This is a genomic window from Pinisolibacter aquiterrae (genome assembly GCF_019160155.1).
Taxonomy (GTDB): Bacteria; Pseudomonadota; Alphaproteobacteria; order Rhizobiales; family Ancalomicrobiaceae; genus Pinisolibacter; species Pinisolibacter aquiterrae.
In genome coordinates this window covers 282988-303647 of record NZ_JAFNIH010000061.1, presented here as the reverse complement: position 1 = coordinate 303647, position 20660 = coordinate 282988, and the positions used below count along the sequence as shown (strand labels likewise).

Annotated in this window: 22 protein-coding genes and 1 pseudogene; 8 read left to right on the top strand and 15 right to left on the bottom strand. The window is 68.0% G+C overall.

Annotated features, from left to right (window positions below; translation table 11 throughout):
* Positions 1–65: 65 nt before the first annotated feature.
* Positions 66–1013: an HTH-type transcriptional activator AllS gene (allS, locus tag J3S89_RS22875; RefSeq protein WP_217931879.1), complete on the top strand. Its 948-nt coding sequence runs from the start codon at positions 66–68 to the stop codon at positions 1011–1013.
* A gap of 720 nt (positions 1014–1733) precedes the next feature.
* Here the strand turns inward: allS and J3S89_RS22870 are convergent.
* A complete protein-coding gene (locus tag J3S89_RS22870; protein ID WP_217931877.1) occupies positions 1734–2021 on the bottom strand; it encodes an antibiotic biosynthesis monooxygenase in 288 nt (95 codons plus the stop codon).
* Positions 2022–2032: 11 nt separating this feature from the next.
* On the bottom strand, positions 2033–2335 hold the full coding sequence (locus J3S89_RS22865) for a monooxygenase (protein WP_217931875.1): 303 nt from the start codon (positions 2333–2335) through the stop codon (positions 2033–2035).
* Between the two features lie 120 nt (positions 2336–2455).
* On the opposite strand from J3S89_RS22865, the gene J3S89_RS22860 reads away from it, so the two are divergent.
* Positions 2456–3400 carry a LysR family transcriptional regulator gene (locus J3S89_RS22860; RefSeq protein ID WP_217931873.1) on the top strand — a complete coding sequence of 315 codons (945 nt, stop codon included), beginning with the start codon at positions 2456–2458 and terminating at the stop codon, positions 3398–3400.
* Positions 3401–3481: 81 nt separating this feature from the next.
* Here the strand turns inward: J3S89_RS22860 and J3S89_RS22855 are convergent, their stop codons facing one another.
* Positions 3482–3682 carry a heavy-metal-associated domain-containing protein gene (locus tag J3S89_RS22855; RefSeq protein ID WP_217931871.1) on the bottom strand — a complete coding sequence of 67 codons (201 nt, stop codon included), beginning with the start codon at positions 3680–3682 and terminating at the stop codon, positions 3482–3484.
* A gap of 238 nt (positions 3683–3920) precedes the next feature.
* Between J3S89_RS22855 and J3S89_RS22850 the strand changes: the two genes are divergently transcribed.
* Together J3S89_RS22850 and cueR are read left to right on the top strand one after the other, a co-directional pair.
* Positions 3921–6404, top strand: coding sequence for a heavy metal translocating P-type ATPase (locus J3S89_RS22850; RefSeq protein WP_217931933.1), 2484 nt, complete (start codon positions 3921–3923; stop codon positions 6402–6404).
* Positions 6401–6862 (top strand): Cu(I)-responsive transcriptional regulator, encoded by a 462-nt coding sequence (gene cueR / locus J3S89_RS22845; RefSeq protein ID WP_217931869.1) that lies wholly within the window; start codon positions 6401–6403, stop codon positions 6860–6862. Before J3S89_RS22850 ends, cueR begins: the two co-directional genes overlap by 4 nt.
* Before the next feature lie 33 nt (positions 6863–6895).
* On the opposite strand, the gene J3S89_RS22840 is transcribed toward cueR, so the two are convergent.
* Positions 6896–7354, bottom strand: a complete 459-nt coding sequence (locus J3S89_RS22840) for a MarR family winged helix-turn-helix transcriptional regulator (protein ID WP_230489004.1) — start codon at positions 7352–7354, stop codon at positions 6896–6898.
* Between the two features lie 82 nt (positions 7355–7436).
* Here J3S89_RS22840 and J3S89_RS22835 point away from each other — a divergent pair, with 82 nt between their 5' ends.
* The 4 genes and pseudogenes from J3S89_RS22835 to J3S89_RS23305 form a co-directional block, all read left to right on the top strand.
* On the top strand, positions 7437–7862 hold the full coding sequence (locus tag J3S89_RS22835; protein WP_217931868.1) for a DoxX family protein: 426 nt from the start codon (positions 7437–7439) through the stop codon (positions 7860–7862).
* A gap of 11 nt (positions 7863–7873) precedes the next feature.
* On the top strand, positions 7874–8182 hold the full coding sequence (locus J3S89_RS22830; RefSeq protein ID WP_217931867.1) for a Rieske (2Fe-2S) protein: 309 nt from the start codon (positions 7874–7876) through the stop codon (positions 8180–8182).
* The gene (locus tag J3S89_RS22825; RefSeq protein WP_217931865.1) at positions 8182–8844 is read left to right on the top strand and encodes a glutathione S-transferase family protein; all 663 of its coding nucleotides are present in this window, start codon (positions 8182–8184) and stop codon (positions 8842–8844) included. The genes J3S89_RS22830 and J3S89_RS22825 overlap by 1 nt, the downstream gene beginning before the upstream one ends.
* Before the next feature lie 291 nt (positions 8845–9135).
* Positions 9136–9311 (top strand): annotated as a pseudogene (locus J3S89_RS23305) (aldehyde dehydrogenase family protein); the annotation flags it as partial.
* A gap of 231 nt (positions 9312–9542) precedes the next feature.
* Here the strand turns inward: J3S89_RS23305 and J3S89_RS22820 are convergent.
* From J3S89_RS22820 to J3S89_RS22770, 11 genes are all read right to left on the bottom strand, one after another.
* The gene (locus J3S89_RS22820) at positions 9543–11435 is read right to left on the bottom strand and encodes a flavin-containing monooxygenase (protein WP_217931863.1); all 1893 of its coding nucleotides are present in this window, start codon (positions 11433–11435) and stop codon (positions 9543–9545) included.
* Positions 11436–11460: 25 nt separating this feature from the next.
* On the bottom strand, positions 11461–12258 hold the full coding sequence (locus J3S89_RS22815; RefSeq protein ID WP_217931861.1) for a crotonase/enoyl-CoA hydratase family protein: 798 nt from the start codon (positions 12256–12258) through the stop codon (positions 11461–11463).
* 47 nt (positions 12259–12305) lie between these two features.
* A complete protein-coding gene (locus tag J3S89_RS22810) occupies positions 12306–13463 on the bottom strand; it encodes an acyl-CoA dehydrogenase family protein (protein ID WP_217931859.1) in 1158 nt (385 codons plus the stop codon).
* Between the two features lie 53 nt (positions 13464–13516).
* Positions 13517–14506 (bottom strand): D-2-hydroxyacid dehydrogenase family protein, encoded by a 990-nt coding sequence (locus tag J3S89_RS22805; protein ID WP_217931857.1) that lies wholly within the window; start codon positions 14504–14506, stop codon positions 13517–13519.
* Between the two features lie 200 nt (positions 14507–14706).
* On the bottom strand, positions 14707–15651 hold the full coding sequence (locus tag J3S89_RS22800; RefSeq protein ID WP_217931855.1) for a branched-chain amino acid ABC transporter permease: 945 nt from the start codon (positions 15649–15651) through the stop codon (positions 14707–14709).
* A gap of 3 nt (positions 15652–15654) precedes the next feature.
* Positions 15655–16536, bottom strand: a complete 882-nt coding sequence (locus J3S89_RS22795; protein ID WP_217931853.1) for a branched-chain amino acid ABC transporter permease — start codon at positions 16534–16536, stop codon at positions 15655–15657.
* A 20-nt stretch (positions 16537–16556) separates the two neighbouring features.
* Positions 16557–17270 (bottom strand): ABC transporter ATP-binding protein, encoded by a 714-nt coding sequence (locus tag J3S89_RS22790; protein WP_230489005.1) that lies wholly within the window; start codon positions 17268–17270, stop codon positions 16557–16559.
* On the bottom strand, positions 17260–18018 hold the full coding sequence (locus J3S89_RS22785; protein ID WP_217931851.1) for an ABC transporter ATP-binding protein: 759 nt from the start codon (positions 18016–18018) through the stop codon (positions 17260–17262). Before J3S89_RS22785 ends, J3S89_RS22790 begins: the two co-directional genes overlap by 11 nt.
* Positions 18015–18815 carry an SDR family NAD(P)-dependent oxidoreductase gene (locus J3S89_RS22780; protein WP_217931849.1) on the bottom strand — a complete coding sequence of 267 codons (801 nt, stop codon included), beginning with the start codon at positions 18813–18815 and terminating at the stop codon, positions 18015–18017. Before J3S89_RS22780 ends, J3S89_RS22785 begins: the two co-directional genes overlap by 4 nt.
* Before the next feature lie 24 nt (positions 18816–18839).
* Complete coding sequence (locus tag J3S89_RS22775) at positions 18840–19712, bottom strand: MaoC/PaaZ C-terminal domain-containing protein (RefSeq protein WP_217931847.1); 873 nt, start codon at positions 19710–19712, stop codon at positions 18840–18842.
* Complete coding sequence (locus J3S89_RS22770) at positions 19712–20650, bottom strand: SDR family oxidoreductase (protein WP_217931845.1); 939 nt, start codon at positions 20648–20650, stop codon at positions 19712–19714. Before J3S89_RS22770 ends, J3S89_RS22775 begins: the two co-directional genes overlap by 1 nt.
* Positions 20651–20660 lie beyond the last annotated feature (10 nt).

Below are 20660 nucleotides of genomic sequence, written 5' to 3'. Positions count from 1 at the left end.
CGGTCCGCTCTTCGCCTCTCGCGCCCCGTTCGGAACGCCGGGGCGCCTCCAATCGAGTCTCCGCGATGGAAACGCGCCTTCCCAATCTCGATCTCGAAGCCGTCCGCACCTTCGTCGCGGTGGCGCGTCTGAAGAGCTTCTCGGCCGCCGCCCAGGAGCTTCATCGCACGACCTCGGCGGTGAGCTACCGCATCAAGACGCTGGAGGACGGCATCGGCACGCCGCTCTTCGTCCGCACCACCCGCAACGTCACGCTGACGCCGGCGGGCCACGTGCTGCTCGACAAGGCCGGCCAGATCTTCGAATGGCTGCAGGGCCTGCCCGACGAACTGCGCCAGGTCGGCGAGAACGTCGAGCCGCGCTTCACGCTGGTGATCAACAACCTGCTCTACGATTCGGACGCGACGGCCCGGCTCCTCGCTCACTTGAACCGATCCTTTCCGCACACCGAGATCGAGATCCGAAGCGCCGTCTACATGGGGGTCTGGGACGAACTGCTGCACAACGGCGTCCACATGGCGCTCGGGGCGCCGGGCTTCCACACCATCAACGACGACTTCGAGACCCATCCGTTGGGCGCGATCCACTGGGTCTTCGTCATCGCCCCGGATCATCCGCTCGCCGGCCACTCCGAACCCCTGTCCAACGACGAACTGCGGCGTTTTCCGGCAGTCAATGTGGAGGATACCGCGACCCGACTGGTCAAGCGCGTCGCATGGCGCCTCGCCGGGCAGAAGGAGATGCTCGTGCCCGACCTGCGGACCAAGCTCGTCGCCCACATCTCCGGCGTCGGCGTCGGCTTTCTGCCGACGACGATGGCGCGTGAACACGTCCGCGCCGGCCGCCTCGTCGAGCGCCGCGTCGTCCAGGGGCGTTCACCCTCGCCGTTGTCGCTGGTCTGGCGGCGCAACCACAACGGCCGCGTCGCCGCGCATCTGCGCGAACTCGTCCTGGCGAATTCCGAGCATTTCGCCTTCCTCGCCGACCGGATCGGCCCCGAGGTCGACCGCTGACGAGCTCCATCGTGGGCAGGACCCCGACCGGGTGATGCCGAGGCGGCTGGGGTGGAGATGCCGCTCTCGATCGAAGCGCCGCGTGAGGCGCGGGTCCCGAGATCCGGGGCGCTTCACCGAAACGGCCGCGCCGGCTGGTCTTGCTCCGGGTGAGGGACCGAACCCATGAGTGGCCGGAGCGCCGGAGCGCGTCACGGCCGCCCCGGCGGGGGGGGGGGTGACGTCCCCTCTGGAATGGCGTGATCCGTTGGGTTTTCGAGGCTGCGGGTCTTCACCGTGCGCAACGAACGGATCGCTTTCCAACGTGGCTACTGGGACAAGCTCTCTTTCCATAAGATACATGGTCAGCCGATCGACTAGTTCGGGATCTCCAGAGGAGTTCGCGACAGCCGTCGCAAGTTTCGAAACGCGGTCCGCTTTCGGAAGCCAGAACCGATCTGCCGACCGACCATATTGGGCGCATCGTTTCCGTTCCAATCGGATGAACCGAACGTCCGAAGTGGGGTCGATCGTTGCCAGTCTGCATTTGGCGTCACAGGACCAATCACCGACATTCCGCCTTCCGGAAAGGCGGGTCTGACGATGACCCGACAGGTGGGCAAACACGACGAGCCACCATGCTCAGAGCTCGAGGCAGGTGCCCCCTCACGACACGAGTTCGAGAGCAGCGGCAAGAACGGATTCCAGCCGCCGCACGGTCTTCGGACCGCGACCCGCCGGTCAGGCGGCAAAGCGGCCAACTCGGCTGACCGGCGTGAATTTCGGGCGGCCTTTTGCGCCACCCCGGGCCATCGTCGGCGGCACCGTGGGGTCGGCAAGGAAGTCGCGATAGACCTCCTCGTCCCGCCAGTCGATCAGCACGATCACCCGGTTCGAACCGTCCTCGGTCGAGAGCACCTCGGCGCCGAGGCTGCCATGGGCCGCCCGCTTCGACCGGCCCTCGGTGGCGAAGACCGACAGGAAGCGTGCGAGGTCCTCGTATTCGACTTCCGCCAGGGTGGTGTACATCGCGAAGTTCCTCAGAGCGGAGCGCGCGTGGCGCGGGACAGGGGAAGATTGAGGGTGAACCGCGACACACCGGGATCAGTCACGCCGAAGGCGGCGAGGCGGGGGCGGTGTTTCGCCACATACGCGTCGGCCGCTTCGGGCGTCTTGAAGAGGTAGACGCCGCCCGCGCGGCCGGCGTCAGGATTCTCGCCCCAGAGCTTCCAGATCAGCCCGTCCTGGGCCGCGATATCGGCCGCCAGGTCATGGCAGGCCCGTTCGAGATCGGCGCCCCATGGGCCGTTGAAGGCGAAGTCGAACTGCAGCAGCGTGGTCATGGTCTCTCTCTCTCGTCTTGCGGCCACGGCAGCCGCACCCCCGGAGATACGGCAACGAAGCGGGTGCGAGAACGCGCGACGTGGTAGGATCGCCTCGTACCCAGAGTGTGAGATCGGGCCATGGACACGTTGAGCAGCATGAGGGTTTTCGTCTGCGTTGCCGAACTCGGAGGATTCAGCGCGGCCGCGCGCGCCTGCGGGATCTCGCCCTCCATGGCGGCCAAGCACATCGCGCATCTCGAGGAACGAACGGGCGCGCGGCTGTTCGACCGGACGACCCGCTCCGTGCGCCCGACGCCGGAGGGACAGCTCTATCTGGAGCGAGCGACCGCGATCCTCGAGGCGGTGGAGGACGCCGAGGGCACAGTTGGCGCGGAGAACAGCGAGCCGCGCGGGACCTTGCGGGTGACGGCTCCCGTCGAACTGGGACAGGGACATCTCGCATCGCTGATCGCCGCCTTCATGGTGCAGTATCCCGGCATCGCGGTTACGGCCGACTTCAGCAACCGCATCGTGGACCTCGTGCAGGAGGGGTTCGACCTCGGCATCCGCGTTGCCGTCGCGCTGGATACGGCCCTGATCGGACGACGTCTGGCCTCGACCCGATTCCACGTCGTCGCCAGCCCGGACTTCCTGTCCCGGCACGGCTGTCCGGACAAGCCTGAGAGGCTCGAGCGCCTGCCTGCGCTCTGCTTTTCCCAGCCTATGCCGCGCCTCGACTGGCCATGGCGCACGGAAGGCGCTTCGGGCCGGGTTCGTGCCGCGCCCCGACTTCTGTCATCGAGCGCGGAAGCCCTGCGCGTGGCCGCGCTCGCCGGGCTCGGCGTCACGTGGCTCCCGACATTCATCTGCGGCTCGGACATCCGCCAAGGCCGGCTTGTACCCGTCCTCGATGATCTGGACTGGGGACACCTCGGCGTGTTCGCGCTCTACCCGCACCGACGCCATGTGCCCAACCGACTGCGCCTGTTCCTCGACTTTCTCGCGGAGCGGCTGGGCGGCGATCCCTCCGGCGACCCATGGGCGCCGGATCGGGGCACCTGGAGCACCCGCCGCTCAGGTTGAAACAACCTGAGCGAAAAGCGGCTGCTCGAGTTCGAGAGCGGCGCCTCACAGCGCCCCATCTCGATTTCGCCCGAGAGATCCTCAGGCGCGAAGCTGCGGCGTGTAGCCCGCATCCTTGATCGCGTCGGCGAAGCTCGATGCCGGCTCGGCGCTCGCGATCTTCACCGCGTGGTCGGTCAGGTCGATCGTCACGGCCGCCGCGCCGTCGACGCCCTTCACCGCCGTCTCGATCGTCTGGACGCAGTGGCCGCAGGTCATGTCGTTCACGTCGAATGTGTACATCGTCGGTCTCCTTCTCGGGTGGACATGGGCGAAGGTGGGGTCTCCAACGATGGGAGGGTCAAGGCCTGGCGAGGCATTTTATGTCTGTGCGATCCCTATTGACCTTCCCACTGTGGGAGGGATCATCTCGGGAGGCAGCTTCACCAGAAGGACTGCCGACATGACCCGGACCACCGACCTCTCCCACCCGGATGCGACCCGCTCCGCCGTTCCGCCGCTCTCGATTCAGATCGAGGGCATGACCTGCTCCTCCTGCGTCGGCCGCGTCGAGAAGGCTCTCCGCGCGGTGCCGGGCGTGGCCTCGGCCGGCGTCAACCTCGCGACGGAACGCGCCACGGTCGCCTTCGCCGGCACACCCGACCCGGCCGCGCTCGTCGCCGCCATCGGGCAGGCGGGCTACGGCGTCGGCCGGGATACCCTCACGCTGCGGATCGCGGGTATGACCTGCGCCTCCTGCGTGGCGCGCATCGAGAAGGCGCTCGCCGCCGTTCCCGGCGTGGTCTCGGCCGCCGTCAACCTGGCGACCGAGACGGCGACCATCGCGGTCGTCAAGGGTGTGGTCCCCCGCGCGGCGCTCGAGGCGGCGGTCCGGGCGGCCGGGTATGACGTGGTCCGGTCGGCCACGCCGGAGGCGAGCGAGGACGGCGAGAACCGGCGGGAGGCCGAGACCCGGCACCTGCGCAACGCGCTCGCGCTCGCCGCCGTCCTGACCCTGCCGCTCTTCGCGATGGAGATGGGCTCGCACTACGTGCCTGCGTTCCACCACTGGATCATGGCCACGCTGGGGATGCGGACCAATCTCCTCATCCAGTTCGCGCTCGCCACGATCGTGCTGTTCGGCCCGGGCCTGCGCTTCTTCCGGAAGGGCATCCCGAACCTGTTGCGGCTCGCCCCCGACATGAACTCTCTCGTGGTGCTCGGCACCAGCGCCGCCTGGGGCTATTCGGTGGTCGCCACCTTCGCGCCCTCCCTCCTGCCGCCGGGAACCGCCCATGTCTACTACGAGGCGGCCGCGGTGATCGTCGCGCTGATCCTCACCGGCCGCTATCTCGAGAGCCGCGCCAAGGGACGGACCAGCCAGGCGATCAGGCGCCTGATCGGGCTGCAGCCGAAGACCGCGCGCGTGGTGCGGGACGGCGGGACGGTCGAGGTGCCGGTCGAGGAGGTCGTCGTCGGCGACGCGATCGAGATCCGTCCGGGCGACCGCATCCCGGTCGACGGATTGGTGTCGTCGGGCGACTCGCATGTCGACGAATCCATGATCTCCGGCGAACCCCTGCCGGTCCGCAAGCGCGCCGGCGACGAAGTCGTGGGCGGCACCATCAACCGCACCGGCGCCCTGACCTTCACCGCCGCCAAGGTGGGGGCCGACACCGTGTTGGCGCAGATCATCCGCATGGTCGAGGCCGCGCAGGGCGGCAAGCTGCCGATCCAGGCCGCCGTCGACAAGGTGACCGCGTGGTTCGTGCCGGCGGTGGTCGCCGCCGCGGTGCTCACCTTCGCCGCCTGGTATGCCTTCGGGCCGTCGCCGGCGCTGACCTTCGCGCTCGTCAACGCCGTTGCCGTGCTGATCATCGCCTGCCCCTGCGCCATGGGCCTCGCGACCCCGACCTCGATCATGGTCGGCACCGGCCGGGCGGCGGATTTGGGCGTGCTGTTCCGCAAGGGCGACGCGCTGCAGTCGCTCCGCTCGGCCGAGGTCGTCGCGCTCGACAAGACCGGGACCCTGACGGAGGGTCGGCCGGCGCTCACCGATTTCCTCGCCCGCGACGGCTTCGACCGCGACGATGTGCTGGCGCTGGTCGCCAGTCTCGAGACCAAGTCCGAGCACCCGATCGCCGAGGCGATCGTCGCCGCTGTCCCGTCTGACAGGCTGCGGCCCGTGACATCCTTCCTGGCGGAGCCGGGATTCGGCGTCTCCGGCGAGGTCGACGGCGTCTCGGTCGGCGTCGGCGCCGACCGCGCCATGACCCGCGCCGGCATCGACGTGTCGGGCTTCGCGGAGATCGCCGGACGCCTCGGCGACGAGGGCAAGTCGCCCCTCTACGCCGCCGTCGACGGACGGCTCGCCGCGATCATCGCGATCTCCGACCCGATCAAGGACACCTCCGCCGAAGCCATCGCGGCGCTGCACGCGCAGGGCCTCGGCGTGGCGATGATCACAGGCGACAACCGCCGAACCGCGCGTGCCGTCGCCGAGCGGCTGGGCATCGACGAGATCGTCGCCGAGGTGCTGCCCGGCGGCAAGGTCGCGGCAATCCGGTCGCTCCGGGCAGGAGGCCGGCAGGTGGCTTTCGTCGGTGACGGCATCAACGATGCGCCGGCGCTCGCCGAGGCCGATGTCGGCATCGCCGTCGGTACCGGCACCGAGATCGCCATCGAGAGCGCCGACGTGGTGCTGATGTCCGGCGACTTGCGGGGCGTCGTCACCGCCATTGCGCTCTCCAGGGCGACGATCCGCAACATCCGCCAGAACCTGTTCTGGGCCTTCGCCTACAATGTCACGCTGATTCCGGTCGCCGCGGGGCTGCTCTATCCCGTGAACGGGATGCTGCTGTCGCCGGTGATTGCCGCCGGCGCGATGGCGCTCTCCAGCGTCTTCGTTCTCGCCAATGCCTTGCGGCTGCGCGGTTTCGCGCCGCCGCTCGGCCCCAGTACCGGAGGTGGCGTCCAGCCGGCCCCGACCCTTACCCCCCTCGTCCCCGCACGGAGCGCGTCATGAATATCGGAGAAGCCTCGAAGGCCAGCGGCGTCTCGGTCAAGATGATCCGCTATTACGAAGCCATCGGGCTCATCGCGCCGCCGCTCCGCACCGGGTCCGGCTACCGCGTCTACTCGGACAACGACGTCCACACGCTTCGCTTCATCAGCCGGGCGCGGGATCTCGGCTTCTCGGTTGAGCAGATGGAGACCTTGCTGGCGCTGTGGCGGGACCGCAGCCGCGCCAGCGCCCATGTCAAGGCGATCGCGCTCGAGCAGATCGCGGTGCTGGAAGAGAAGGCGCGGGCGCTCAAGGCGATGAGCGACACGTTGCGGCATCTGGCGGAGCATTGCCACGGCGACGACCGGCCGGATTGCCCGATCATCGACGGCTTCGCCGGACCAGCCGAACTGGTCACGCCAAAGCGGCGATCCCGCTTCGGCGTCACCGGCACAGACCGCAAGGTGCGCAGGCCCTGAGGCTTGCCGACGGCGAAGAGAACGCCCGCCCGCTCATGCCATCAACCGCGCGAGCAGATCCGCGAGGCTGGCCGCTTCGTCGTCATCGAGCTTTGCCGCGACGTGCTTCTGAATGGCAGCCCTATAGACGGGCCACATCCTGTTCAGCAGGTCGCGCCCGTCCTCTGTGATCGCGACGACTTGGCCGCGGCCGTCCTCCTCGCAAGGCTCGCGCGCGACATAGCCGCCTTTCTCGAGCCGGTCGATCAACCGCGAGACATTGTGCTGGGCGATCAGCAGGCGGCCCTCGATCTCGAGCGGCCTGAGCCGTCCGTCGTCCGAGCGCTTGAGCTCGAGCAGGACGTCGTACCAACCGAGCGGCGGGAAGCCGGCCGCCTTGAGGTCGGCCTCGATCGCGCCGAGCACGCGCTGCGACGCCTTCACCAGACGGGCCCAGGCGCGGATGTGGTTTTCAGAGGGGGAAATGACCATAGGCAGAGCATACCACTTCATGCATCTGCATCAAGCTTGACATGTGGATGCATGTGCATTTATATCGATGCATATGCATTTAATCCGTCTGGAGAGAACCTCGATGATCCCAACCTCCACCGACCTCGCCGCCTTCCTCCTTCGCATCGCACTCGGCGCGATGTTCCTCGCCCACAGTCTCATCCTGAAGCTCTTCGTGTTCACGCTGCCGGGCACCGCGCGGTTCTTCACTTCGATCGGCCTGCCGGCCCGGTCTGCCTATGTCGTCTTCGTGCTGGAGGCGATCGGCGGCGCTCTGCTCGTTCTCGGCGTGCAGGTCCGCTGGGTGTCGCTGATCCTCTTGCCCATCCTGCTCGGCGCCACCTGGGCGCATGCAGGCAACGGGTGGATGTTCGGCTACCCGAACGGCGGCTGGGAATATCCGCTTTATCTGGCGCTGCTCGCCCTCGTCCAAGTCCTGCTCGGCGAAGGAGCCTTCGCGCTCCAGCGCTCCAGGCCGCTCCCGTTCATCTCGACCCAGGCCGCCTGAATGAGGACGTCATGAAGCACGAACTGATCAAGCTCGAGGACATTCCGAAGGAGGGTTCGGTCATCGTCCCCTTCTTCGGCCGGGACCTGCATGTCTTTCTCGCGGAGGGCAGGCCGCGCGCCGTCGCCAATGTCTGCCTCCACTTCGGCGGTCCGCTGGAATGCAAGGACGGCGCCTTCGTCTGTCCGTGGCACCAGGCCCGCTTTGACATGGCGAGCGGCCGGCGGATCGACGGTCCCGCGCCGAAGGACGCGCGCCTGCTGACGCTTTCGACGCGCGTCGAGAGCGACAGTCTGGTCTATGTCTGGGGAGAAGCCTGATGACCCAAGCCCTTACCCTCGTCTCATTCGACCTCTGCCCCTATGTCCAGCGGGCCGCGATCGTGCTCCGCGAGAAGGGTGTTCCCTTCGAGCGCATCGACGTCGACCTGGCGGCCAAGCCCGACTGGTTCGAGGCGATCTCGCCTCTCGGCAAGGTGCCGCTTCTCAAGGTCGGCGACGACGTGCTGTTCGAAAGCGCCGTCATCGTCGAGTACCTGGAGGAGGTCCGGGTGCCCGCGCTCCACCCCGCTGATCCGCTCGTCAAGGCCCGGCACCGCGCCTGGATGGAGTTCGGCTCCTCGATCCTCGCGGACATCTGGGTGATCGAGACCACGAAGGACCGCCCGATCTTCGACCAGAAAGTCGCGCTCCTCATGGAGAAGTTCGCGCGGATCGAGGCGCAGTTGGGCGCAGGCCCGTTCTTCGCCGGCGGACACTTCTCGGTCGTCGATGCCGTGTTCGCGCCGGTCTTCCGCTACTTCGACGTGTTCGATCAGATCGCCGACCTCGGCGTGTTCGATCGCCTGCCGAAGGTGCAGGCCTGGCGGAAGGCACTCGCTGAGCGCCCCTCGGTCAGACGGGCGGTCGTGCCGGACTATGGCGAACGCCTGCGGGCATTCCTGAAGAAGCATGACGGCGTGATCGCGCAGGGTCTTGCCTGACGGGGTGAGGACGGCCTCAGAGGGGTCGGGCCTGCTTGCTGTGAGCCCCGTCTCTCATCCATCTGAGGCCAGAGACCTCGGGTGAGTTTGGCGCTGATGCGCCGGGTGAGCAACGGTCGATCGGGTGACGTCCCCTGGGGTGGTGTAGGACGAAGGCCACCTGCGCTTCCGTGAACCTCTACTTCTTCATCGTCGTGCCCCGTCTTCCGACCCGATCCAAAACTGGAAATGTCCAGTTCCGGATGGCTGGAAAAACGGGCAGCAGGTCAAGACTGTGCCGAGGCGCAGGCGACCGTGGCGAAGCTGGCGAACGGCATCGCGGCCGGGATGCTCAGCATCAACCACCTGGGACTGGCGCTGCCCGAGGTCCCGTTCGGCGGCATCCGGAACAGCGGCCACGGCACCGAAGTGGTTCGGAGGCGATCGCCGCCTGTCTCGACACCCACTTCGTCACCATCGGGCCGTAGTCCCATCCGGCGCGGCGGTGCCCCGTCGTCCGAGGGGCGCGCGCCGGGCTCGACCGATCGGCGACGTTCGTAGGCTCGGGCCCGGGGTCCGTCACGGCGCCGGTCCGACGTCGCCGGCCTCCTCGTGGACTTCGACGGGCGTAGCCCGCCATGCGTCGAGTGAGGCCGGTCGAAGGTGTCGTAATCGATCCACCGTCCGATGTCTGCCCGGGCCTCGGAGCCGGTCTCATCTCACCCCGTGGCCCGCCCGAGACGATAGTCCGACGGCTCCGGTCTACGGGTCATGTTCCAGTAGTCCACCAGCCGCCAGGGCTGGTTGATGGTGATGCGCCCGCTGCCGTTGCGGTACCACGAGCGCACGCTGGGATGACTCCAGACGAAGTGGAGCAATTCGCGGTCCATTCGGGCGTTGTAGTCGCTCTGCACACCGTCGCGCAGCTCGAGCCGGGTCGCGCCCGCCTCCCGCATCATGTCGAGGCAGCCCGAGACGTAGTTGATCTGGCATTCGGCGAGGAAGGTCACACTGCCGCCGTGACCCAATCCGGTATTCGGCCCGTAGAGGACGAAGAAGTTGGGAAACCCCTCGACCGTGGTCCCGAGATGGGCGCGCGGATCGTCGTCGCCCCACAGCTCCCGAATGGTCTTTCCGCCCGTGCCGGTGATCTCCATCGGCCACAGCATCTTCGAGGCCTGAAAGCCGGTGGCCAGAACCAGCATGTCGAGTTCGATGGTGCGGCCGTCGGAAAGACGGACGCCGTGCGGCACGATCTCCGCGATCGGATCCGTGACCAGTTCCACGTGATCGCGCAGGAGCATGTCGAACCAGCCCGCGTCGGCCAGGACCCGTTTGCCGTAGGGCGGATAGTCGGGCACCACCTTGGCGAGGAGATCGGGACGAGTCTCGAGGCGCTTTTCGAAATACCGCAACATCGCCGCACGCAGCCGCGCGTTCAGGGCGTTGACGGACTCGCTGCCGCCCTGCCAATCCGGGTCGATGCGAAGAGCGGGAAAGAGCCCGTCGCCGAAGCCCCAGAAGAGTTGGAAGCGATACCAGCCGGCATAGAACGGCACGGAGTTCAGGGCCCAGTGCTTTCCCGGTCCCATCTTGCGGAGGGCATTGGGGCTGCGGACCACCCAGCCGCCGGAGCGTTGGAAGACGTGGAGCGAGGCGACGTCGTCGACGATGCCCGGCCCCACCTGGACCGCACTCGCTCCCGTACCGATCAAACCGACCCGTCTGCCGCGCGGATCGGTGGTCTCGTTCCAAGCGGCCGTATGCACCACGGGGCCGGCGAAGGTCTCGATCCCGGGAATCCGGGGGACCGCGGGACGATTCAGTTGGCCGACGGCGGTGACGAGAATCCGCGCTTCGTGGACGGTCGTGCCGTCGGGACCCTTCGCGGTCACGATCCACAGGTCGCGGGTCGGGTCGAAACGGGCAGAGACCACTTCGGTTCGGAAGCGGATCAGCGGGCGGATGCCGAACCAGTCCGTCACCCGGGCGACGTATTTGCGGATCTCGTCCCGGCCCGAGAAATATCTCGGCCAGTCGTTGTTCGGTGCGAAGGAGAATTGGTAGAAGTGGTTCGGCGTGTCGACGGCACAACCCGGGTAACGGTTTTCGAACCATGTGCCGCCGACGTCTTCGTTCTTCTCGAAGAGAGTGCAAGGCACGCCCTTTTCCTTCAGACGGACGGCGGCGCAGATCCCGGAAACGCCGGCCCCGACGATGATGGCGCTCATCCCGTCGAGGGGAGCCACCGTCGCGGGCTTCGCCCAGGCGTCGGCGCCGGAGAATCCGACCTGCTCGGTCAGCATAGGGACATATTCCGGACCGACCTCGCCGCCGACCGCGACGCCGAGCATGTGCTGGAGGAGCGCGGGGTCGGGCTCGGCCAGGGCGGCGGGTCGGTCCGGGCGGGCGAGCTCGGCCGCCAGCCGGTCGCGGATGCGGACGGCGAGGTCGGGAGGGATCGTCTGCGAATAGTCCCAGGGGCCGGAGACGTGCGGCGCGATCTCGTCCAGGAGCGAGAGGTCGCCGGTGATCTGAACCAGAGCCATGGCCAGGGGAACGATATCGGCCTCGTCGAGGAGGCTGCGGGTCGGTGCGATTTCCTGTGACATCGGGGCGGGGCTTTCGGAAAGTGGGTCAAGCGCCGGTGAAGCGGGGAGCGCGACGCTCGGCGAAGGCGGCCACCGCCTCGGCATGGTCCCGAGTGGTGTGGGCGACGGCCTGCAGCGAGGCCGAGTGATCGAGGACACCGTCCAGAGTGCCGAGCCGGGCCTCCCTCAGGAGCCGCTTGGTCATCCTCACGGCGATCGGCGGATTGGCGGCGATCCGGTCGGCGATGCCACGGGCGGCGGCGAGCAGTTCGCCGTCCGGCACGACGCGCGAGACGAGGCCGATCGCCAGAGCCTCGGCGGCGGAGAGCGTGTCGCCGGTCAAGGCCATCTCGGCCGCGCGGGCGTGGCCCACGACCCGCTGCAGCAGGAAGGCGCCACCGTCTCCCGGAACGATGCCGATCTTCACGAAGCTCTCGGCGAAACGGGCGCTCTCCGCGGCGATGCGAATGTCGCACATGCAGGCGAGGTCGCAACCCGCGCCGATGGCCGGGCCGTTCACCGCCGCGATGAGCGGGATCTCGACCGCCTCGAAGGCCCGCGGGATCCGCTGGATCCCACGTCGGTAACTCTGCCGGGTGCGGGGCGGCGGCATTCCGGCCATGTCGTCTTCGAGCATCTTCTTCAGATTGCCGCCCGAAGAGAAGCTGCTGCCGGCACCCGTCAGGATCGCGACGCGGAGGTCGGGGTCGGCGTCGACGTCTTCGACCGCGGCGATCAGGCCGTCGATCACATCGTCGTCCGATATGGCGTTGCGGGTCTCGGGGCGATCGATGGTGATCGTCGCGACGAAGCCGTCGCGTTCGATCCGCACGGGACGGGTCATGATTTCCTCCTTCGATGCCGAAGCGTCGTTTCATCGGTCGGACCGGCTCAGCGCAGCCCCAGGCCCCGCGCGACGATGCCCCGCAGGATCTCGCGCGTTCCTCCGCGCAAAGAGAACGACGGGGCGGACATGATGGTCGTGGCGAGGCACCCGGCGAGGGCCGGGTCGGCCCGACGCGCCTCGACCCCGAGGATCAGCCGCACGACGTCGGGGATCTCCTGTTCGAGTACGGCACCGAGGTCCTTCACCAAGGCCGCCTCGATCGTCGGATCGCGCCCCTGATCGATCAGGCGCGAGACGCCCTGCGACATGTGGCGCAACGTCACCAGATGGGCGGCGATCCGGCCGAGGGCGGCGGCGCCGGCCCGGTCGATCGCGCCGCGCAGGCCCCGAGACAGTTCGACCACGGCCTGGAACGAGGACAGGAACCGTTCGGGCCCACTGCGTTCGAGCGCCAGTTCGCTCGTTACTTGGGCCCAGCCGTCGCCCTCCCGGCCGAGCAGGGCATCGGCGGGCACGAAGACCTCGGTCAGGGTCACCTCGTTGAAGTGATGATCTCCGGCCAGCGACAACACCGGGCGGACGGTGAGGCCGGGTGTGGTCATGTCGACCAGGAACTGGCTCATTCCGCCGTGACGATTGCCGGCTTCGGCGCCGCCGGTCCGGCAGAACAGAATCATGTAGTTGGAGCGATGGGCGTTCGTGGTCCAGAGCTTGGTGCCGTCGATGACCCAGCCGCCCTCGACCCGGCGGGCCCGGCACCGTACGCCGGCGAGGTCGGAGCCGGCATCCGGCTCGCTCATCCCGATGCAGAAATAGCATTCGCCGGCGGCGATCCGAGGCAGGATGGTGCGGCGCTGCTCTTCGGATCCGTAACGCAGCAGGAGCGGGCCGCTCTGCCGGTCGGCGACCCAATGGGCCATGACGGGGGCGCCGGCGGCGAGCAACTCCTCGAGCACCACATAGCGTTCGGCCATGGAGCGCTCTCCCCCGCCGTACCGCTTCGGCCATACCATGCCCAGCCAGCCTCTGGCGCCCAATTTGCGGCTGAAATCCTCGTCGTGGGCCGTCCAGGATTCGGCGCGTGCCGCCGGACTGCGTTCGGCGAGCTCGGCGGCGAGAAAGGCCCGCACATCGGATCGCAGACCGTCGAGATCTCCGGCCGTCGACGCGGACACGGGCGATGGGGAGGAACGAGTGGTCATGCTTCGGCGATCCTTCATGATACTGAGTAGTATTTATCCGACCGCGTCGCGCGTCAAGAGGGACGGGCGGCCCATCCCGGGCGGAGGAGGTTCCCGAGGCATCGTCCGTCCAACCAGGCCAGGACCGCGTCGCGGGTCCAGGCGTGGAAATCGGCCATGGTCTCTCGCGCCACGTAGCCCATGTGCGGCGACAGGAGCAGGTTCGGACCGGCCCTCCGCAGGGGGTGGTCGACCGGCAGCGGTTCCCGATCCCAGACGTCGAGCGCGGCGCCGCCGATCGTTCCCTCGCGCAGGGCGTCCGCCAGGGCGGCGTGATCGACGAGCGATGCGCGCGACGTGTTGACGAGGAGCGCGTCCCGCTTCATCGCGGCCAGTTCCCGGACACCGATCAGACCCCGGTTCTCCGGGCTCGAGCGGACGTGGAGCGAGACGACGTCGGCCGTCCGCAGCAGCGCGTCGCGATCCGTCGCGGCGACGTGGGCGGGCATGTCGGCGGCGGCGACGCTGCGGCTGGCGGCGAGCACCCGCATCCCGAAGGCATGGGCGTAATCCGCCACCATCGCCGCGATGGTTCCGAAACCGATCAGCCCCAGCACCGATCCGTCCAGCAGCCGTCCCGGCGGACCCGCCCAGGAACCGGCGCGCATCCCGGCATCCTGCGCAGGAATGTTGCGTACCGACGCCAGGATCAATCCCCAGGTCAATTCCGCCGTGGCCCGCTGGCCGCGCCCGTTCGGTGTGCCTAAGACCGCGATGCCGCGGCGCTCGGCGGCGTCGAGGTCGATGGCGGCGTTCCAGACGCCGGTGGTCACCACGCATTTCAATCGGGGAAGACGGTCGATCAAAGCCGCGGGCAACGCCTGCCGCTCCCGCATCAGGCAGAGCACGTCGAACCCCAGAAGCGTTTCGGCGGCCTCGTCGAGGGGACCGAGGTTCTCGCGGAAGACCTCCAGTTCGGCCCGCCCCTCGAGAGCGGACCAGTCGGCGAGCGTCAGGGCGAGCCCCTGATAATCGTCGAGAATGGCGATGCGCGGTCTGCTCACGTCGTCCTCCCCGTCGTCGGGTCGCGCCCGCGTGGTCTGCCCAGGTCGGTTTCCGAAATCCCGCCGCGGCGCGTCGGCGAGCGTCGGCCGCGTCGATACCTTCTCCGGCCACCGATCCGTCGGCGAAGGCGAACGCCGACACGCCTATCTCGGGAGGGATGCCGTTCCGCCGACGGCGACCCCGACCGGCGGGCGTGTGGTCAGACCGTCCGCCGTCGCGAAATCCTCGCGCGGAGATCGGAGAGCAGACCGACGATCCCGGTCCGCAGGACCATGACGAGGGTCATGAAGATCAGGCCCTGGGTCACCATCACCCATTCGCCGAGGCCGGCGAGGCGGTTCTGCATGCCCACGATGAAGGCGGCGCCGACCAGTGGGCCGAAGAGCGTGCCGATGCCCCCGACCAGCGTCATGAGGATGACTTCGCCCGACGTACCCCAATGCAGGTCCGTGATGCTCGCCATCTGAAACACGACCGCCTTGGTCGCACCCGCCACGCCCGAGAGGCCCGCCGACAGGACGAAGGCGAGGAGCTTGTAACGATCCACGTCGAATCCGAGGCTGATCGCTCTCGGTTCGTTGTCGCGGATCGCCTTCAGCACCTGGCCGAAGGGCGAGTGGATGGTGCGATGGATCAACGCGAAACAGGCGAGGAAGATCGCCAGAACGACATAGTAGAGCGCCCGCTCGTCGGTGATGTCGATCACGCCCAGGACGGCCCGGCGTGGGACGTATTGCAGTCCGTCTTCACCTCCGCTGAAGGGCGCGCGCATGACGAAGAAGTACGTCATCTGGGCGAAGGCAAGCGTGATCATCGTCATATAGATGCCCTTGCGCCGAATGCACAGCTGGCCGACCACGAGGCCCAGCGTCGCCGCGACGGCCGTGCCGGCGAGGATGCCCAATTCGGTCGGCCATCCCATGACCTTGATCGTGTAGGCCGAGGCATAGGCGGCCCCACCGAAGAACATCGCATGGCCGAAGGACAGGATGCCGGTGAAGCCGAGGAGCAGGTTGAAGGCGCTGGCGAAGAGGGCGAAGCACAGCACCTTCATCAGCAGAACCGGATAGACGAAGCTCGGCGCGGCTAGCGCGATCACCAGCACCGCCGTTCCGACGAGGGTCGAATTGGGCCGCCACAGCATGGGCTATTTCTCCTGTCCGAAGAGACCGGCCGGGCGCAGGAACAGCACGATGGCCATGATGACGAAGATGACGGTGTCGGACGTCTCGGGGAGGAACACCTTGGCCAACCCCTCGATCACGCCCAGGGAGAAGCCGGTGACGATCGCTCCCATGATCGAGTTCAACCCGCCGATCACCACCACCGCGAAGACCGCGATGATGACGTTCGCCCCCATCAGGGGGCTGACGTTCTGGATCGGCGCGGCCATGACCCCCGCCAGCGCGGCCAGTGCGACGCCGAAGCCATAGGTGAGGGTGATGAGCACCGGAACGTTGATGCCGAAGGCCCGAACCAGAACGGGATCTTCGGTCGCGGCACGCAGATAGGCGCCGAGCTGGGTGCGCTCGATCACGAACCACGTGCCGAAACAGACGACGAGTGCGGCCGGCACCACGAGGGCGCGGTAATAGGGCAGGAACATGAAACCCAACTGCAGGCCGCCCGGAAGCGGATTGGCATATCGCTGCCCGGTCGATCCGAACTGGTAGCGAAACAGCCCCTCCACCACCATCGCGGCACCGAAGGTGAACAGGAGACCGAACAGGTGATCCTTGTCGTAGAGGTGGCGCAGGAAGACCCGTTCGAGCACGATGCCGGCGGCTCCCACCACCAGCGGCGCGAGAAACAGGGCGTACCAGAAGCCCAGACCCAGCCAATTGGCCATCATCCAGGCGGTGAAGGCGCCCAGCATGTATTGTGCGCCGTGCGCGAAGTTGATGACGTTCAGCATGCCGAAAATCACCGCCAGCCCGAGACTCAGGATCGCGTAGGTCGCCCCGTTGACCAGGCCCAGGATCAATTGACCCAGGAGGAGCGGTGCAGGAACTCCGAAGATCAGGTCCATCTTTCCTCCCTTTTCCCACTTCAGACGGCGAGATATTCGTGCAGCCTATCGGTCGCGGTGCCGATGTCTGCGGCCAAGACGTGATCGACGACCAATCCGTCCTCCATGACGTAGTGGCGATCGGCGATGCCGGCGGCGAAGCGGAAGTTCTGCTCGACGAGCAGGATCGTGTAGCCGCGCGTCTTCAATTGACGGATCGCATCGCCGATCTTCTGGACGATCACCGGGGCGAGGCCCTCGGTCGGTTCGTCCAACAGCAGCAGGCGTGCGCCGGTGCGCAGGATGCGACCGATCGCCAGCATCTGCTGTTCTCCTCCGGACAGGCGCGTCCCCTGGCTGCGGCGGCGCTCGGCGAGGTTCGGGAAGAGAGTGTAGATCTCCTCGACCGACAGGCCCCCCCGCGCGATCACCGGCGGCAGCAGCAAGTTCTCCTCGACCGTCAGGGACGAGAAGATGCCCCGGTGTTCGGGGCACCATGCCGCGCCCAGGCGGGCGATGCGGTCGGACGGCGCCGCGACGACTTCCCGGTCCCGGAGCCGGATCGAACCCAGGCGGCGGGGGATCGCCCCCATGATGCATTTCAGCGTGGTCGATTTTCCCGCACCGTTGCGTCCGAGAAGCGTCACCAGTTCGCCCTCGTGAACCTGTAGGTCGATGCCGTGCAGGGCGTGGCTCTCGCCGTAGAAGGCGTGCAGACCGCGGATCTGCAGAATGATTGCGGCGTCAGGCTGCATCGGTCCGCCCCACATAGGCATCGACCACACGCGGGTCGCGCGAGATCTCGGCATAGGTTCCTTCGGCCAGCACTTCGCCCCGGGTCAGGACCGTGATCCGATCACAGAGCCGCGAAACCACGTGCATGTTGTGCTCGACCATCAGGACGGTGCGGCCACGGGCCGTCCGCTCCAGGAGGTCGGCGATGCGCCCGATGTCCTCGGAGGCGAGCCCCGCCATGGGTTCGTCCAACAGCATCAGCTCCGGCTCGAAGGCGAGGGTGGTGGCCAGTTCGAGCGCGCGCTTGCTGCCGTAGGGCAGGGTCCCCGCCATCGCGGCGCGCTGTCCGCCGAGGCCGACGTCGGCGAGGAGGCTCTCGGCGCGGTCGTTCAGTTCGTTCAGGCACGACTCGTTCCGCCAGAAGCGGAAGGAGATGCGCCGGCGCTGCTGAAGGGCGAGCCGAACGTTCTCGAGGAGGCTCAAGCGGGGAAAGACGGCCGAAATCTGGAAGGAGCGCAGGATGCCCAGATCCGGCAGTCTGGCCGCCTTCACCCGGGAGATGTCGCGGGCATTGTAGATGATCTCGCCGTCGGTCGGCTCCAGAAAGCGGGTGATCAGATTGAAACAGGTCGATTTGCCGGCGCCGTTCGGCCCGATCAGGGCGTGGAAGCCGTTGCGGCGCACCTTGAGATTCACGTCCTTGACGGCCGTGAACCCCTTGAACGATTTCGTCAGGCGGCGCGTCTCCAGGATGAAGTCGTCGCTCATCGGGTCGCCTCCGGGGTCACGGGCGGCCGCGCACCGCCGAACATTTCCCAGCCGGCCGCGGTCGACCAGCCGCAGTCGACCGGAACGTCGATGCCCGTGATGGCCGAGGCCCGGTCGGAGGCGAGGAACTCCACCGTCTCGGCCACCTCCGACGGCTCGACCGAGCGGCCCATCGCGGCATGCGTGCCGAAATCGGACCCGTAGTAGCGAGTGCCGGCGGCGCGGTGCTTCAGAATGCGTTCGACCAGGGTCACACCCGGCGAGACCGAATTCACCCGCACGCCGGAGTGCCCCCATTCGCCGGCCAGATTGCGCGTCAGGCCGATGATCGCGGTCTTCGAGGTGCCGTAGGCGAGAAGCGGCGACGAGAAGAGGCCCGTGACCGATGCGATGTTGACGATGCTGCCCGCCCCGCGCGCCGCCATGCGCCCGCCGAAGATACGGTCGGCGTGCCAGGTGCCGTCGAGGTTGACCCGCAGGACCCGGGACCAGTCGTCGTCCGACAGGCGATGCGGCGGCAGGCTGTCGTGGAACGCCCCCGAAGACACCACCAGCGCCGCGACCGGGCCGAGATCGGCCTCGATCCGCGCCGCCGTCACCTCCATTCCGGCCGGATCGGTCACGTCGAGGCCGACGCCCACCCCGTCCTCGACCTCGGCGGCGATCCGGGTCGCCGCGGCGTCGTCGAGGTCGGCGGCCACGACGCGCCACCCGCGCGCGGCCATCACCCGCACCGTCGCCGCGCCGATGCCGTTGCCGCCGCCGATCACCACGGCCAGTCTGCGCCGTTCCGTCATGGTTCTTCCCCTTCTCGTCAGAGATCAGCCGCCCGACGCGGCGCCCAGGACCACCCGTCCGTTGTTCAGGACGAGCGTATCGCGTTCTTCGGCATGGGCACGGAACCAGAGTGTGTCGCCGTCGTCCCAGATCTCGGTGCGGATCCGCTCGCCGGGATAGACCGGTGCGACGAAGCGAACGTCGATCTCTCGTACGAGGTTCGTGTCGTAGGCCCGGGTGCGGCCGAGGACCGAGCGCAGGGCGACCGCCATGGTGCACAGACCCTGCAGGATTGGTCGCTCGAACCCCGCGCGGCGGGCGACGGCGGGATCGGAATGCAGCGGGTTGTAGTCGCCCGAAAGGCGGTAGATCAGCGCGGCCTGCGGCAGCGTCGCCAGGCCGTGCACGTGATCCGGGGCCCGCGCGGGCGGGCTCGGCGCCTGCTTTTCGAGGGTGGCGGGGCCGCCGCATCCGCCGTCGCCGCGGCAGAAGGCGAGCTGGTCGACCGCGGCGATCAACTCGCCGGTCTCCTCGAGCCGTACCTCGCGCTCCTGCCGGAGGAGGGCGCCGCGACCCTCGCCCTTGTCGGCGATTTCGACGACCCGCGAGACCGAGGTGACCGCCGCCCCCGGGGCGAGCGGGCGCAGCAGTCGGATCGACTGTTCCGCATGGAGTACCCGGGTCCAGTCGATGCCGGTGCCCGCGTCGCGCATCCAGAAGCCGGGATGGGCGAGCACCGCCGCCATCGCGGGAAAGGCGCGCAATCCGCGCTCCTGCACGAAGGGCAGTTCCGCCTCGTCGCACGGGTCGTGCCCCATGCCGATCCCCAGCGCATAGAGCATCGTGTCGCGCGGCGTATAGACCTGCCGGGCGGCCGGAATCGGCCAGTTCAGCACGGTGTCCCTGTCGAACGCCATCAGATCGGATCCCAGGTGAAATAGGACACCGCCGTGTCGAGCGGCGTGAAGGCCCGGCGGAACGAGGGTTCGGCGGTCTCGGCGATGGTCGCGGGCGTCCAACCGTCGGCGGTGTGAACCGAGCGGACCGGGCGCATCTGGCCGTAGAGGAGGATCTCGTTGCGCCGCACGCCGAAGATCTGGCCGTTGACGCCGGAGGCCGCGTCGCTGAGGAGATAGACGGCGAGCGGCGCGATCTTCTCCGGCGTCATCTTCTTCAGCTTCTCGGCCCAGACGGCTTGTTCCGGCGTGTCGGTCGGTACCGAATTGATCATCCGGCTCCAGGCGGTGGGCGCGATGCAGTTGGAGCGGATGCCGACCCGCCCCATCTCGAGCGCGATGGACTGCGACAGGCCGACGACGGCCATCTTGGCGGCCGAGTAGTTCGCCTGCCCGACGGATCCCACCAGACCGGCGTTCGAGGTGGTGTGCACGAAGGCGCCCGAGCCCTGGGCGCGCATGTGCGGAGCGGCGGCACGACTGACGAAGAAGGTGCCGTGCAGGTGGACGTCGATCACCGCGCGCCATTCCTCTTCGCTCATCTTGTGGAACATGCGGTCGCGCAGGATGCCGGCGTTGTTCATCACGCCGTCGATGCGGCCGAAGTGGTCGAGGGCGCAGGCGACGATCCTTTCGGCGCTCGCTCGGCTCGACACGCTGTCGATCGACGCCACCGCCTCGCCGCCGAAGGCGCGGATCTCGGCCACGACGTCGTCGGCGGCGCCGGCATTGTCGACCTCGCCGTGAAGGCTCGCCCCGAGGTCGTTGACCACGACGCGCGCGCCCTGGCGGGCGAGGGCCACGGCGATCGCCCGCCCGATGCCCCCGCCCGCGCCGGTCACGACGATGGATTTTCCTTCGACCATTCGGTCCGCGGCGAAGGTGGGTGTGTCGGACATGGGTCGTTCT